This window comes from Bacteroides sp. ET225 (genome assembly GCF_024733745.1).
GTDB lineage: Bacteria > Bacteroidota > Bacteroidia > Bacteroidales > Bacteroidaceae > Phocaeicola > Phocaeicola excrementipullorum.
Genome location: NZ_JANRHN010000033.1, coordinates 24,367 through 39,648, shown reverse-complemented (window position 1 = coordinate 39,648; position 15,282 = coordinate 24,367). Strand labels below are relative to the sequence as shown.

At 48.7% G+C, this 15,282-nt stretch carries 9 protein-coding genes; 2 read left to right on the top strand and 7 right to left on the bottom strand.

Going from position 1 to position 15,282, the window contains the following annotated elements:
• Positions 1 to 126: 126 nt before the first annotated feature.
• The 4 genes from NW212_RS12450 to NW212_RS12435 all read right to left on the bottom strand — a co-directional run bounded on the left by NW212_RS12450 (position 127) and on the right by NW212_RS12435 (position 7,166).
• Complete coding sequence (locus NW212_RS12450) at positions 127 to 2,148, bottom strand: polysaccharide lyase family 8 super-sandwich domain-containing protein (RefSeq protein WP_258338960.1); 2,022 nt, start codon at positions 2,146 to 2,148, stop codon at positions 127 to 129.
• 67 nt (positions 2,149 to 2,215) lie between these two features.
• The gene (locus NW212_RS12445; RefSeq protein ID WP_375337991.1) at positions 2,216 to 4,528 is read right to left on the bottom strand and encodes a GH92 family glycosyl hydrolase; all 2,313 of its coding nucleotides are present in this window, start codon (positions 4,526 to 4,528) and stop codon (positions 2,216 to 2,218) included.
• A 5-nt stretch (positions 4,529 to 4,533) separates the two neighbouring features.
• Positions 4,534 to 5,865, bottom strand: coding sequence for a DUF5110 domain-containing protein (locus tag NW212_RS12440; protein ID WP_258338963.1), 1,332 nt, complete (start codon positions 5,863 to 5,865; stop codon positions 4,534 to 4,536).
• A 173-nt stretch (positions 5,866 to 6,038) separates the two neighbouring features.
• The gene (locus tag NW212_RS12435) at positions 6,039 to 7,166 is read right to left on the bottom strand and encodes a glycoside hydrolase family protein (protein WP_258338959.1); all 1,128 of its coding nucleotides are present in this window, start codon (positions 7,164 to 7,166) and stop codon (positions 6,039 to 6,041) included.
• Positions 7,167 to 7,600: 434 nt separating this feature from the next.
• On the opposite strand from NW212_RS12435, the gene NW212_RS12430 reads away from it, so the two are divergent.
• Positions 7,601 to 10,003: a polysaccharide lyase family 8 super-sandwich domain-containing protein gene (locus NW212_RS12430; protein WP_258338958.1), complete on the top strand. Its 2,403-nt coding sequence runs from the start codon at positions 7,601 to 7,603 to the stop codon at positions 10,001 to 10,003.
• A gap of 84 nt (positions 10,004 to 10,087) precedes the next feature.
• Here the strand turns inward: NW212_RS12430 and NW212_RS12425 are convergent, their stop codons facing one another.
• Genes NW212_RS12425 through NW212_RS12415 form a run of 3 tightly spaced genes read right to left on the bottom strand, consistent with a single transcriptional unit; the run spans position 10,088 to position 12,973 of the window.
• Complete coding sequence (locus tag NW212_RS12425; protein WP_258338957.1) at positions 10,088 to 11,065, bottom strand: phosphatase PAP2 family protein; 978 nt, start codon at positions 11,063 to 11,065, stop codon at positions 10,088 to 10,090.
• Complete coding sequence (locus tag NW212_RS12420; RefSeq protein WP_258338956.1) at positions 11,056 to 12,066, bottom strand: NAD(P)-dependent oxidoreductase; 1,011 nt, start codon at positions 12,064 to 12,066, stop codon at positions 11,056 to 11,058. The genes NW212_RS12425 and NW212_RS12420 overlap by 10 nt, the downstream gene beginning before the upstream one ends.
• Positions 12,059 to 12,973: a cation diffusion facilitator family transporter gene (locus NW212_RS12415; protein WP_258338955.1), complete on the bottom strand. Its 915-nt coding sequence runs from the start codon at positions 12,971 to 12,973 to the stop codon at positions 12,059 to 12,061. The genes NW212_RS12420 and NW212_RS12415 overlap by 8 nt, the downstream gene beginning before the upstream one ends.
• Positions 12,974 to 13,100: 127 nt before the next feature.
• Here NW212_RS12415 and rnr point away from each other — a divergent pair, with 127 nt between their 5' ends.
• Positions 13,101 to 15,248 carry a ribonuclease R gene (gene rnr / locus NW212_RS12410; RefSeq protein ID WP_258338954.1) on the top strand — a complete coding sequence of 716 codons (2,148 nt, stop codon included), beginning with the start codon at positions 13,101 to 13,103 and terminating at the stop codon, positions 15,246 to 15,248.
• Positions 15,249 to 15,282: the final 34 nt, after the last annotated feature.

Sequence of the window (15,282 nt, the reverse complement as noted above, 5' to 3'; positions counted from 1 at the left end):
GGATATCTCGAACCATAAACCTCTTCACTGGAGTGATACGATTTCTTCACTCCAGTGAGGCGATCTCCTCACTTAAGTGATACGATCGTATCACTCCAGTGAAGAGGTAACTTCAACCCGATATCTTTACATTTCGAAATACGCTTTCTGCCGTATTTCTCCTTTCTGCATATCAATGATGTAAGTGCCCGGATAAGGTATATCCAGGACATCCCCGCTATCTGTCTTCACTTCTGTCTTCTGATAAGCAGCAAGATAGCACAACCCGCCTATAACAACGGACTGGACATCCTTGTCGTTCCGGACAATCCGGATACTCTCCGCATCAAAATCTCCGACCTCCTTCACGCTGCTTGCCGGCAATATCAGATAGATATAGCCGGACGGACGCTTCTTATCATGCGTCAGACAGATTGAAAATACGGATTCTTCTTCCAGCATCTCCGGCCTGTACATCCCCATGAAATCATGCCATTGTCCCCTTTTCTGCTCTGTCAGCACCGCACAAGAGTCGGCTTGCAGGATGATATACCCTGTGTTGTCATGGAAGAACCTTCCGTTGCCGCAAGAACGGACCTCTCCCCTTCTGAAACGCTGGTCAACAGACGTGATGACGGAAGCCGAACTGTCCGAGCGGATGTCGCTCCCCATACACAAGATATAATCGTCCGCAAAGATCCATGCCTTGTTTGCATTCAGTCCGTTCCGCCTCAGCTGCATGGCGGTTATTCCGGTCGTACCGTCACTTACGCCTCCCACACGCGAAGAGTGATTCCGCGAGTCTGTCCGATTGGGATCAGGTATGGGAGCCTCGCTTTCGTAAGTCGTAATGCCCGGAATCCTTCTCCAGTTCCAGAAAGGAAAGATGTTATGGTATTCATCGCCTCTCACATAAGTATATAAAGCCCCGTCTGCCATATAATATCCCTTCAGGTTATCCTCGTTCACCAGCTCCGCTCCGATAACCCTTTCGGAAGCCATCCGTACAGAAGCCATCCAGCGTGGTGTCCGATGAACCGTATAGTCTGATTTCCAGAAGTGCTTGTTTCCGACAAACGTATTTGCCACATCCGAGTCCAGCCCACTTTGTCTGATCATGTCCTCAATCTCCGCCTCTACTTCCGGCGTGCTCCCTTTCATCAAAGAGCAGGCGGTGAAAAGCAAGATAAACCCCTTGTCCCTGTCAGCGTTTCTGAACAGCTGGCGGTTAAGGGCATTCACGTCCCAATACCCTTTCCACACAATCCACCGATACCCGTCGAGCAGCAAAGAAACGAGCGTCTTTTGCTGGCTCTCGGTAAAAGCAAGCGAAGTTCCGGCAAATACCTCCGAGTAGAAACCCATATTGCTTATGAAAGACAAGCCGTAATTGCCGAACTGCTGTTGAGGCCCGTGCTGGTGAAAGCTCCAGTCGGCCTGGATTCCTTCTCCCGCTCCTACCGTTATTTCAGAGCCAATCACCGTCCGTGCCTCCCTGACCAGCTTCCAGTCGTTTTCCAGCAAGGCTCTGAGCAATACATTTCCGGCCAGCCAGATTTTGTTCTGCCCCGTCATCCCGAAAGAAGAATGTTTCATGACTTCGACCGCCTCCCGCTTCTCCTCTCCGGTCATCTCCTGCTCAAACAGCAGAAACGCAGGTCCAAGCGTACGCGGAATACCGATCTGGTTATACCACCAGTTTTTACACACCAGCTTGCTGGAGAACCAGAAGTTCATGGCACGATGAATAGCGCCCGTCAGCCGGGACATATCATCCGCGTCCAAACTTTTTCTCTCCCGCCAATAGTATTTGGTCATTGTGAGAATCCGTTCCGTATGTATCTTGGGACTCCATCCCGAACGTTTCGTGTCCGCATAATCGATGTCACCCCACGATCCGTCGTCCCGGATGCTCTCTACCAGACGGTTCACCTCTTCTCTGGAAATGGGATAAAGCTGCTGCAGCTCGATCACATTCTGGTCTGAAGCCTCCTTCTCCTTCGGAACCTCAGCCAATCGGTCGACCAGCGCCTTTTTTGCCGGATCATTTCCGATAAATACATTGATGTAATTCTCCTTGACCAGCCTGACAGAGTCGGTAAAGCTCTCCTGCGCATAAGTCAGGCCGCATACAAAACACAAAGAAAGTAATGCTATTCGTTTTTTCATCTTTATATATTATTATGTTATTACAGACCGGAAATCCAGACCGTTCCGTTCAGTCCGGACGGCACACTCAGTCCGTTCCCCACTCCTTATTGGGAGTATCGCCCATAAACAGCTCAAGCACTCCACCGGAAGCGATGTCTTCAAAGTCAATGTAACATTTGTTGTAAGGTCGGCCGTTAAGGCGCGCCTTCTGAATGTATCGGTTCTTCCCTGAGTTATTCAGCGCCTTGATCACAAAACTGCCTCCCTTAAAGTAAGACGGATCGAGATTGATACGCACCTCATCAAACACAGGGCTTGTTATCTCGTAGCGTGCAGATCCGGGACAAGAAGGGTGAATTCCGATTGCCGCCAGCACATACCATGCCGACATCTGCCCCACATCTTCATTTCCCACCAGTCCCTCCACGGAATTCTTATAGGCGTTGCTGCATATATGGCGTGTCCATTTCTGGGTCAGCCACGGACACCCCAGCCGATTGAACAGGAAAGGCACCAGATGCACCGGCTCGTTCGCATGGTTATAATGCTGGTTCCAGCGCAGGTTCTCCGGAGCTTTCTCAAAAAATGCGGACAAGTCGGCCAATACTTTCTCCTTTCCTCCCATCAGTTCAACCATGCCCGGAATATCGTGAGGCACGAACCAGCCTTGCTGATACAGGTTAGACTCTACGCACCCATAGTGTTCCCTGATGCGCAGGCTATCTGCCCACGGCTCAAAACGCCCATCCGCCCGGCGGAGATTAAACCATCCGGCCTCCCGGTCAAACGTATTGCGATAGTCTTGAGCGCGTTTTCCATAAACGCCGGCATCGTCATTGTGCCCCAACGCTTCGGCCAGGCGGGACAAACACCAGTCAAAGTAAGCATACTCAAGCGTTTTTGACACATTCAGCGGAGTGTAGCCGCACGAGTCGTTTCCGAACGTTTCCGCCGTATTCACGGCATACGCATAAGCCTTTTCTGCATCATACCCCCTTATCCCTTTCACATAAGCGTCCGCCAGCACCGATATGGCCGGATTTCCTATCATACAGCCACTATAAGCGTTCAGAAGTTCCCAACGCGGATAATACGCCCTGCCGCTTTGCTCAGCCACCGACACCAATGAGTTGATTTCGTCATCCACCATCCTGGGGTTAATCACGGTCTGCAAGGGGAACTGGCTGCGGAATACATCCCATCCGCTGAAAATTGTCCGCTTCGTGAAACTTGTATCCCGATGAACCCTGCCGTCAGCGCCAGCATACCTTCCGTCAACATCACTGACAATACGAGGATCGATCATCGTATGATAGAGTGCCGTATAGAAGACCGTTTTTTCATCCCGGCCACCGCCCTTTATTCTGATGCGCGACAATTCGCGGTTCCAGCTTTCTTCAGCTTCCTGCCTCACAGAGTCAAAGTCTTTTGCAGAAATCTCCTGCCTGTAGTTGTTTTCAGCCCCCTGCATGTCAACGAAGGAAATTCCCACTTTCATGGTAACAGCCTCATCATTACGGGTGGCAAACTCCGTAAAGAACCCGAGGTGCTTTCCTTTTATCTCACGGGCATCCCTGATGACGGGAGCCTGGGATATTCTTTGCTGATACGCATCACTGGTCACATCCTGTCTTTTCCGCTGCCATGTGTCCGGAATGTCAGCACTCCAGAAGCCATAATCATCCAAAGGCTTGCTGAAAACCGCATAGAAATAAACCGTATAGTCAGCATTTCCGCTGCCGTTTCCCCAGCCTCCCCCTTCCGGCGGACATTTCATCCAGCCGCAGACAGTATGCTCGTCTTTCACCTTTATGTATTGGAGTGTAGAAGTCCCGCCCACACGGCGCGCCAGGTCAATCTGAATGCGGGAGTGCGTATGCGCAGGATAAGTGAAGCGGAGCACACCGCAATGAGCAGAAGCCGTGGCTTCCACTTTAATGCCATAATCTGTCAAGGTCGTACAATAATATCCGGCAGAAGCCTGTTCCGAAGCTTTGTCATATGCAGAACGGTATCCCGCCATGGTCCCGTCTTCTTTTCCCGCAATCAGCCGAAGCTTGCCGGAGGTCGGCATGGTCATGAAATTTCCCAAATCTCCATACCAGCCTACCCCACTCATCTGAGTGAAGGCAAAGCCTTCTATGGTACGGTGCTCGTCGCTGTAACCGGAACCGTTATCACCGCCCGTTACTGTCTGCGGACTGACCTGAACCATGCCGAAGGGATATGCTGCTCCGGGAAAAGTTTTTCCCAGACCATGATATGTTCCCGCCAGTTTCGTGCTGGTACTCGCCCCGATAAACGGATTCACATACTTTGACAGACCTGCCGGTTCTCCGTGAATGCAACCGGACAACAGCAGGAAGAAGATGCCGGACATGCAAATAATTCTCTTCATAATTTCTACAGTTCAGAGGATTCATTTCCCTCGGTCATAAAGACCCAAGTAACCTTATTGACCGAATCCGGCTTTCCGGATTCACTCTTTGAGATGCTTCCTTTCAGTTTTCTGTTCTTTTGCCTTTTCACCTTTATATTTCTCCATGAGCAGACTCCCTTTTCATAGTCATAAGTTTCCCCGTCATCATCATACAGCCGGCAGGCTCCGTCCGATTTTCCGTAATGACGTATCTCCAGATTAACCTTCTGACCGCTTCGGGGAGCATGGAGCACCGCTTCCATCATCGGTATAATGCCTCCGTCCTTGACGAAGACAGGGATGCGCTCCAACCCCGGGGAAACCGTAATTGTTTCTCCGTTGCCAACATAATCGCCGGTATAAAAATCATACCAGTTTCCCTCCGGCAAAACCACCTTGCGGCTGGTTTCTCCGACAAACATGGGCGCCACAAGCAAATATTCGCCTGCCATATACTGATCCCTGATTTCTTTCGCGACGGTTTCCAGATAAGGATTTTCTTCCAGATTCTGCTCTTTGCCCCTTGAAGCAGCGATACCCTCGGGGCCAAATCCCGGTTCCAGACCGATAAAGTCGAGCGGATAGCCGTAACGCTCAAAATCATCCACCTCTTTCTCTACTTGCGCGGAGGTATAAAGAGTGGGAGTGCGTTGGGTAAAGCCCAATCCCCAGCGGGGAGGCAGAACCCCTCCGCCGCACAACAGGTTATAGCGCCTGACCACATCCAACGGAGCAGGACCGGCAAACAGATAGACCTCGACACCTTCGGCCGGAATCAGAATGGAAACGGCATCCGAATAAGGCTGGGCCGTCCATGACTTGTCGGTATTACGGTCCTTCGCCTTCTCTGCATGAGGGCTGTCTTTCCGGATTCCGCTCCCTGCATAGACGGTCAGATAACGTGCGGAATTGACAAGAATGCCATACCCCCGGCTGGATACATAAAACGGAACCGGAGCGTGCGTACGTCCGTCATCCCTTCCTCCGTAATGGTCCACGTGCAGGTTCAGCACCTTCCCGCGCTGGAAGACACTCTGGAAGTTAAGTCCCAGCCCGTAAATCTGCTCCTTTTTCTCCAGCGGAATGGAAAGATACGTTTTCCCGTCCTGAACCGTAGCGGTGATATCCGCGTGCAAGGCGGGAATCTCCACATCCGGCAGGCTCAAGAATCCTTCTTCCAGCGGTTCGGCTCCCGAGGCTTCCAGCAAAGAATAGTCCTCCGGTGTCCCGAACGTGCCCTTCCATACTCCCGGCTCTACCTGTTCCCAACGCATTTCATTTCCAGACCGGGCAAAAAGACTTGCCGCATTCAGCATACAGACAAATGTCAGAAAGGCAAGATAGCCGGCTCTTATAATTTCTTTCTTTTTCTGTCCCATACGATTTCTTTCTTTTGTTTTGTCCGCTTCCCCCCAAGATTCTGCCCTGTCAAACCGGAGAAAATGACGGCTCAAGTTAACCGGGATGACGGCTCATCTCATATAAAAAGCTACTTCAAAGGTATCACCATGTTCCATGACTTGGATGCGTTTTCAAATCCGCCCGGACCATCCATGGTCGCAAAAAAGGCATGAGTAGCCTTTCCGTCTTCAAAAAGGAGGAACGGACGCTCCAGCTGACCCTGCATTTCCACTTTCCCGTCTTCCCATTCCACGGTGCGCGAATAGGCTTTGGGGTCTTTGTCTACGGTCCAATGGATGCCATCGTCGGAGTGGGCCATTACGCCCCCTCCCCTTTCTCCCGTAAATTTGGCCACATGATCCTTGAAAATGACATGATAGCCTCTGGAATCTTTCCACAGAAACGGATCCTCGGCTTCTCCCTGACCGTTTACCTGAAAGATGGGCTTGCCGTTGTTCAGCACAGTATACGGTCCTTCGATAGCGGGAGCATAGGCAACGCCCAAAGCCATGTCCGAATACTTGCCGTTCGCGGTATGAGCCCTTCCCTTGAAAATCATCAGCACCGAACCGTCTTCCTGAATCACCGGAGAAGGGTTGGAAGTGAGATAGCTGTAGAAGGTGCCGGGTTTGGCCTTCAGAATCGGCTCGTCAAAGCGTTTCCACGGGCCGTATGGCGAGTCGGCAACCGCCAGTCCAATCCGTTTGTTAGACCGTCCTACAATACACCACGGACTGCTTAAAGTCAGTTCATCATAAGTGGGGTCTGCAAAGGGATGGGTAGATCCCATATAAATCAGATAATATTTGCCCTTATGCTTCAGAATGCGAGGGTTATGCGTCGAACGTCCGTCCCAATATTCCGCGCCGCGGGCCGGAAGCGCCACATCGCTGAACTTGTAGGGTCCTTCGGGAACATCCGATACCGCATGAACAATTTCAGACGCCACCATCCATCCCGGATGGAAAGGGAGCGATTTCGGGAAGCGGGAAACAAACATGTGATACTTCCCGTCTTCTCCCTTCACGACAGAACTTCCCCAAACCCAGTACCCTTCGCATTCGAAAGCCGGAGCACGGGGAGCCTTCGCCAGCCGATGGAACAATTCGTTTTGGGAGTGCTGTTTCAGAGCCGGCAGGTTTTCCAGCTTTTGGGCACGCACGGATGCCACCCACAATGCGAGAAGCACAAACAAAATAAGATTGTGTGTTTTCATAATAAACTCGTTTTTAATATGTAACAAAATTAATGTTTTTATCTGATTATTGCACATCATTCCTATCATCTCTCTTTACCATATAAAGACAACAGACCTACCCCACAAAGATGTCGTTTCAGATGCTTTATCCCAATTGGTTAACTAAACGCTGCAAAAATAACATTTCATCCTTAAACAAGAATGCCTCACAGATGCAAACAATTATAAAAAGCCACAAACATACACTTAACGTACAAACGATATACAGTATATGTACATGCATCCAAATGGAATGCTTGTTATTATATTTAATACAGCAATTTTGTATTTGGAACCAACTCATCATACAAATTCTTATGATATATTTGTGACAAGTCATACGGATTAATCTTCTGCAACTTTAAAGATTGAATGGATTAGCTTTCAAAAAGAACATCTTTATCTAAATAATTATGAAACTCAACTTACAAAAGTGGGGATTGCTGATAGGAATTACAGCATTCTCACACGTGGCATTTGCACAGACAACGGAACGGCAGATTGCCTTTGACAATTATCACCGGTATACGGAAGAAGCAAAGAAAATGACGGACCCGGAAAAAAGGGAGGCAGTCCTTTCTTACCGGAATTATCTGGCGGAACACGGTTACAGAAAAACAAAAGGATTGCTGAACGTATGGGAGAAGAACCTGAATCTGCTGAATGCCGACGGCACCTTTTCGGACCTGAACGACAAGGAAGTGGGAATATCGAAAGACGGAAACGAAGCCAACTCCGGAGCGGTCATCGTTGAAGCGCTGGAGCGTGTGCTGAGCATATCGGAGGCCTTCAGGTGCGGCAAACTGGACATCAACCGCAATGCGGACATCTGGGACAAATGCCAGAAAGCGATTCTCCATTACGGCGACATGGAAGTTGCACGCCCGAACAAATGGAATCGCTTTCATTCGTCTTGCTTTGCTATTCCGACAGCAGCCGCAAACATCTACTTCTGCATGTTGAAACAGATGGACGACGTGGAGCAGGGCCGCGCCAAGGATACCCAGCTTTCTGCCGTATGCGACATGCTGAAAGTGCTTTCCCTGCAAGCCTGGACACAACCTTTCAGAAACGACGAAACGGACAAGAATGTGGTCCAATTAGAACGCTTCCGCCATCATGTATGGTGGGTGGGAGGAAATGCAGTGGGATACCGCCCCTTGTTTTCCACCGCATTCGTGCTTCAGTCCATCCCGATGATCGACCTATTGGCGGAGGTCTGCCAGAAAGCGATCAGCATGACTTCGCAAAACACAAACTACGAATCTTTCTGGAGCGAAGGATTCACTGCGGACGGAGCAGGATGGGGACATGGCATGCAATGCCTGATATGGGGCTACCCCATCGACGGAACGCTGAATGCACTCAACATGCTGAGCATGTTCAAAGGTTCTCCGTGGGAAAAAAAGCTGACAAGAGAGAATGTGGAAGCGTTGATGAACTACTTCCGGGGCGCCAACTATTACTACTACAAAGGATATAGCCTGCCCTGTCTGGACCGCAGTTCAATGGACTACCGACCGGACGCATCGAATATCCGCTATAACGTGATGCTGAAACAGCTGATAGAGAACTGGGCGGATTCTTTCAAACCGGAAGAGTTGCAGGAAATGAAACAACTGTATGCAGAATGCATGAACAAAAAGGTTGACATGAAAGCATACGATGAGTACAACGGCACACGCTGGTTCTTCAACAACGATGACCTCATCAAAAAGAACGACCGGTACCACATCATTGTCAACATGGCTTCGGTACGATGTGACGGACTGGAAAGTGCAACAGAATTCGCTGACTCCTACAATTTCTACACGACCGACGGTGCAACTCTGTTCCAAAAGAGCGGAAACGAATACCGCAAGGCTTTGGGAGCATTCGACGTGACCGCTTTCCCGGGAGTAACGGCACGTGAGGGAATGGACAAACTGGTTCCCGTAACAAACTGGAGAGGCTATTGCAGCAAACATAATTTTGCGGCGGCATCCACATTCGGAGAAGAGAATGCCGTAGCGGGATATATCTTCGAGAAGATGAACGCATCAGATAAGGACGGAGTGAACGACCGAGGGGACAATCAGGGAAAAAACGCAATGCTCTACGGCGTGAAGGCATACAAGTCGTATTTCATGCTTGGAGATTACATGATAGCCTTGGGAGCCGGCATAACCAATCTGCACCCCGAAATGGATGGAAACATCCGCACCACAATCGAACAGACCGAAAAAACAGGCCAAGTATATGAATATAAAGGCAACGGCATCAAGTGGATTGTGCAAAACGGCAAATTTGCCTATTCTGTATTTCCTGAATATGCCGGAAAAACTCATTATGTTTGCGAAACAAAGAAAACAGACTGGCTGAAACGAAACCTAGCGAACAAAGGGAAGAAGAACCTGCCTTCGGAAGTGGACATCTTCCGCATGTGGATAGACCACGGACAGAGTCCCGCCAATGGCACATACGGCTATGTAGTATATGCAGGCGAAGGAACACCTCAAAAGGAGTACCCGTTTGAAGTGCTCCGCAACGACACCCTGATACAAGCGGTCAAATCTTCGGACGGAAAGGTCGTCGGAGCCGTATTCTACGACAAACGGACAAGCCTGAAGAGCAACGGAATGACATTGGCCGTTTCGGCACCGTGTACCGTCCTCATTGAACAGACAGCATCCGGTTCAAGAATCGCCGTGACCGACGCACTGATGGACCAGAACTGCAAGAAAATAGACGTGACATGGAACGGAAAGATCTATTCCCTCAACATGCCCGAAGGACAATGGTGCGGGAAGCCTGCCGTTTATATTGACAAGGATTAGGATTTCCTTCAAATATCTATTGAACGCCGTTTGAGAAAATAAGTCCCGTTCATCTGCGAAAGAATACCGGATGAACGGGATTTTCTATTTTGTTACAAATGCCCGTGAAGCAAACCAACGGTTATACATCTTCGTTGCAAGCACATACACAAAGAACGAGGACACAAAACCAACGATGGAATCAATCAGATAATGCGCCTGAATATACACGGTAGCACAGCACAACAGCAGATAGAACGGAAGCAGACAATAAGCCAGCTTATGGCTGACTCGCCATGCCATAATCATCACAATGGTGGAAATAGCAACATGCGAACTCGGAAAAGCCGCAGTGGGACGCTCTCCTACCTGCTGGGAGGCCTCAACCAGATTATAGAAAAAACCGTGTTCGTAGCCCGGACCGGGAAGCAAAAAAGCATGATGGTTGAAATAATCACCGATAGGGGGAAAAATCCCGGAGCTTACATTATCCATTCCGATGACCGGGAAATAGAACTGAGGACCGGCTACCGGCACAAATATATAAAACAGATAATAAATAAAAAAAGAAACGACCAGCACAAAGCAAATCTTCTCGAACCACTTGAACCGGAACACGAAATACCACACGGTAACTATCAGCATCATGGGATAATAGAAAAAATATCCCATATTAAAAGGTTCGCTGAACCATTCGGAAGGACAGTGCTCGCTGAACTCAACTGCCGGCTGACAATGGAAAACAGCCTGTTCGGCCGCAGCAAAAACGTGATCTAAGTTCGAAAAGATACGATTAAACTCGTATGTATCGGGATACCAGTAGGCAAGCAAAGACATTTGCACAACCATCCGCACGAAAGCTGTCATCCGGCAAGGAAACGACTGATACAGCCCAATCAGCAGAAAAGTCAGAAGAACAATGCCAAGCCGTTCAAGCAGCATCGTTCCCGGATGATCCATCTCTGGATACAGGATGAATATCAGAACCGAAGTCAGCGCATTGTACATCAGACTAATACGCTCAACAGCAAACAGGGACTTGCCGCTTTCTATCCGATCAAACAGTCTTAACTCTACAGCCATCCTTCTTCCTTATACCAAGCAATCGTTTCTTTTACACCTTCCGCTAACGGATATTGCGGAACATATCCCAGTTCTTCTCTTAAAGGAGTTATGTCGCACCGCCAGTTACGCTGCTTCATGATTCTATATTTGTCATTGTTCAAGGTGGTCGGCTTGTGCATGAGCTTCCCTATATTCTCCGATATAAACGAAATAACTTTCAGCAATCCGATGGGACAGACAAAACGCAGCATCCACGGCCTGCCCAGTTCATTCCAGATCAAGTCAGAAAAAGTACGGCTGCTGTATACCTCACCGTCACTCACAAAATAAGAACGGCATACCACCTGTTTCTCCAAGGCCAGATAAATAGCCTGCACCAGATCTTTCACATAAACAAAGGTAATATCCTGACGTCTGAAACCCGCCGCAAAGTCAAGATGCTTCTTGATCGATTCTGCCATAAGATAATAGTCCGTTTCCCTGGGACCATAAACCCCAGTAGGACGGAATATTACATAAGGAAAACCTGCAAGAGAACGCAAATATTCTTCCGTACGAAGTTTGCTTCTCCCGTAGGCCGTATCGGGACACGGAGCATCGCTGTCACAGATTTCCATATAATCGCGCTCATGCACCGGTCCGAAAACACTCAGCGAACTGATATAGACAAATCGTTCAGGAACCATATCCAACCGCTGCAATGTTTCGATAAAATTGCGCGTGGCCCAGTAGTTGCCTATCTCAAAGTCGCGTTTGTCAAGGCACTTCGTCACTCCGGCACAATGAATGATGCAGTCCCATCCTCCGTGTGACTTTTTATGAACGGCGAGCTTAGCCTGCAAGTTGTCGGAATCCATAAAATCCAGCTCGGCAAACTGGATACGGCTGTCCTGCAAATACTTCCGGCTGCTGGTCTTGCGCACTCCAGCCCAAACCTGCATGTTCCGTTCCAAAGCTCCTTCTACCAAAAAGCTGCCGATGAATCCGCTGGCTCCGGTCACCAATATCGTTTTACTCATTACTTACTTTTTTAGGTTCTACATGGATGTTGATATATGTACCTTTTCCGTAGGCCTCCTTCAGTTTCATTTCAATCGCAGTCGCTTTGTCATGCGCTTCACGTAATGAGATATTGCCATCCATCCGCACATGAATGTCAATGGCATAATGACTTCCGATACGGCGGGTACGCAGATGATGAGGCTGTGAAACACCCTCGAAAGAGAGAACAATGCGGGTAATATCCTGTTCTATGTCATCAGGAAGCGACCGCTCAAGCAGTTCGTCAATACATTCCTTCAATTGCTTGACGGCTACCTGAATGATGAAGAAACTGACAATGACAGCCGCCAGCGGATCAAGCACCCGCCAGTTCTCACCCAACAATATAGCGCCTCCAATGCCGACAGCAGTACCTATAGAGGAAAAAGCATCACTCCGATGGTGCCACGCATTGGCCACCACAGCCGGACTGTTGTAACGCCTCCCCACAATACGGGTATAATGAAAAAGAACTTCTTTTGACAAGACAGAAAGTACAGCGGCTACAAAGGCAATCCATCCGGGCGACTCCAGGCTTCCGCCATGCAGAAACCATATGATCTTTTCCATGCCGTTCCAGCAGATCCCGATGCCGACAACCAACAATGCTACCCCTATAAGAAGAGTGGCCATTGTTTCGTATTTGCCGTGACCATAATCGTGTCCCTTATCTTCCGGTTTGCTCGAAATGCGCACAAAAACAATGACTATGACATCTGTAACCAAATCGGACAAAGAATGTACGGCATCTGCAATCATCGCCGAGCTTCTGCCCAAGACTCCCGCGGCAAACTTGAATATGACCAAGATAATATTGACCAAACTGCCCGCCAACGTAACTTTATAGATTTCCCGTTCACGGACAGATATTTCTACTTCACTCATAATATTGCATAAAAATGTCTGGCAAAGATAATGGTTTTTCAGCATCTTAACAGAAAATATAACAGGAATCGGCCTTTAATTCCATTAATTTTACTTACTTTGTAATATCACTTAAACTAAAGGCAACATGGCTAAAAAGAAAAAAGAAAAGAAAGGCGGAAAACATATGAAAAAGAAAGAACTGGCCGAACTGATTATCGGCTATTTCCGCAACAAACCGGAAGCGACGGTAGGCGCCAAACAACTGTTTCAGGGGTTAAAGCTTACTACACATCCGCTGAAAATGCTGTGTACCGACATTATCAAGGAGATGCTGGAAGACAATTTCCTTGTCGAACCCGAAAAGGGACGTTTCAAGATCAACGACAAGGGACAGATTCTTACGGGAACGTTTCAGCGGAAAAGCAACGGCAAGAATTCGTTCATCCCCGACGATGGAGGGGAACCGATATTTATTGCCGAACGAAACTCAGCCCATGCGATGAACAACGACAAGGTAAAAGTGGCGTTAAGCGCAAAGAGAAAGAAACGGACTCCCGAAGGACAGGTCATCGAAATACTGGAACATGCCAACGAGAACTTTGTCGGTACGCTGAAAGTATCGAAAAGCTATGCGTTCCTGCTGACCGAATCGAGTACACTTGCCAACGACATTTTCATACCGAAAGAAAAGCTGAAAGGGGGAAAGAACGGCGACAAAGCAATTGTAAAAATCACGGAATGGCCCGACGATGCAAAGAATCCCTACGGACAGGTAATTGACATTTTGGGAAAGGCGGGGGAAAACACAACAGAAATGCACGCAATCCTCGCTGAATACGGGCTGCCTTATTCGTATCCGCAGGCTGTAGAGGCCGCGGCAGAAAAAATTCCGGCAGAGATTACTCCGGAAGATTATGCAGAGCGCGAAGACTTCCGCAATGTCGTAACTTTTACGATTGACCCGAAAGACGCAAAAGACTTTGACGATGCGCTCTCCATCCGGCAACTCCAGCCGGGACTATGGGAAGTGGGTGTACATATAGCTGACGTGTCACACTATGTAAAAGAGGGCAGCAGCATCGATAAAGAAGCTGTAAAACGCGCCACATCAGTCTATCTGGTAGACCGCACCGTGCCCATGCTGCCCGAGCGTCTGTGCAACTTCATCTGCTCGCTCCGTCCCGATGAAGAGAAACTGGCTTATTCAGTAATCTTCAACATGAACGAAAATGCAGAAATAAAGAATTACCGGATACGGCACACTGTCATCAAATCCAACCGCCGTTACGCCTATGAGGAAGCACAGCAAATCATAGAAACAGGACAAGGCGACTATAAAGACGAGATTCTTGAACTGAACAAGCTGGCCCAAATTCTGCGCCAAAAACGCATGGCAGCCGGATCCATTGATTTTGACCGCACCGAAGTGAGATTTGAAATCGACGAAACGGGCAAACCGGTCAGCGTTTATTTCAAGGAATCAAAGGAAGCGAACAAGCTGATTGAGGAATTTATGCTGCTTGCCAACCGTACCGTGGCCGAACACATCGGAAAGGTTCCAAAGAACAGAAAACCGAAAGTGTTCCCTTACCGTATACATGACCTTCCGGATCCGGACAAGCTTGATGATCTGAACCAGTTCATCGCTCGCTTCGGATATAAAATCCGCACCAGCGGAAGCAAATCAGACATATCGAAATCACTCAACAGGATGCTAAACGAAGTGAGAGGAAAAAAAGAAGAGAATCTGATCGAAACAGTTTCTATCCGTACCATGCAAAAAGCCCGTTATTCAATCTATAACATCGGACACTACGGACTGGGATTCGACTTCTATACGCATTTCACATCGCCCATCCGCCGGTATCCGGACCTGATGGTACACCGCCTGCTCACCCGTTACTTGGCGGGCGGGCGAAGTGCACAGGCTGAGAAATACGAAAGCCTCTGCGAACACAGTTCTGCCATGGAACAGACAGCGGCCAGCGCCGAACGGGCTTCCATCAAATACAAACAGGTGGAATTCATGGGCGAACGAATCGGGAACGTATATGACGGCGTCATCTCCGGTGTGACCGAATGGGGGCTTTATGTAGAAATCAATGAAAACAAGTGCGAAGGCATGATTCCTATCCGCGACCTCGACAATGACTATTATGAGTTTGACGAAAAGAACTATTGTCTGATAGGTCGCCGTCATCATCAGAAATACAGTCTGGGAGACCCGATAAGAATCAAAGTGGCAAAAGCCAACCTTGCAAAAAAACAGCTTGACTTCACACTGGCGGAATAATATCCGGAGATACAAAGCAATGGCATGCCGAATG

Excerpts from the sequence above, each read along its gene's own strand:
- NW212_RS12420 (WP_258338956.1), bottom strand. The coding sequence starts at position 12,066 with ATGAGTAAAACGATATTGGTGACCGGAGCCAGCGGATTCATCGGCAGC.
- NW212_RS12430 (WP_258338958.1), top strand. The coding sequence starts at position 7,601 with ATGAAACTCAACTTACAAAAGTGGGGATTGCTGATAGGAATTACAGCA.
- NW212_RS12435 (WP_258338959.1), bottom strand. The coding sequence starts at position 7,166 with ATGAAAACACACAATCTTATTTTGTTTGTGCTTCTCGCATTGTGGGTG.
- NW212_RS12440 (WP_258338963.1), bottom strand. The coding sequence starts at position 5,865 with ATGCTGAATGCGGCAAGTCTTTTTGCCCGGTCTGGAAATGAAATGCGT.
- NW212_RS12425 (WP_258338957.1), bottom strand. The coding sequence starts at position 11,065 with ATGGCTGTAGAGTTAAGACTGTTTGATCGGATAGAAAGCGGCAAGTCC.
- NW212_RS12445 (WP_375337991.1), bottom strand. The coding sequence starts at position 4,528 with ATGAAGAGAATTATTTGCATGTCCGGCATCTTCTTCCTGCTGTTGTCC.
- rnr (WP_258338954.1), top strand. The coding sequence starts at position 13,101 with ATGGCTAAAAAGAAAAAAGAAAAGAAAGGCGGAAAACATATGAAAAAG.
- NW212_RS12450 (WP_258338960.1), bottom strand. The coding sequence starts at position 2,148 with ATGAAAAAACGAATAGCATTACTTTCTTTGTGTTTTGTATGCGGCCTG.
- NW212_RS12415 (WP_258338955.1), bottom strand. The coding sequence starts at position 12,973 with ATGAGTGAAGTAGAAATATCTGTCCGTGAACGGGAAATCTATAAAGTT.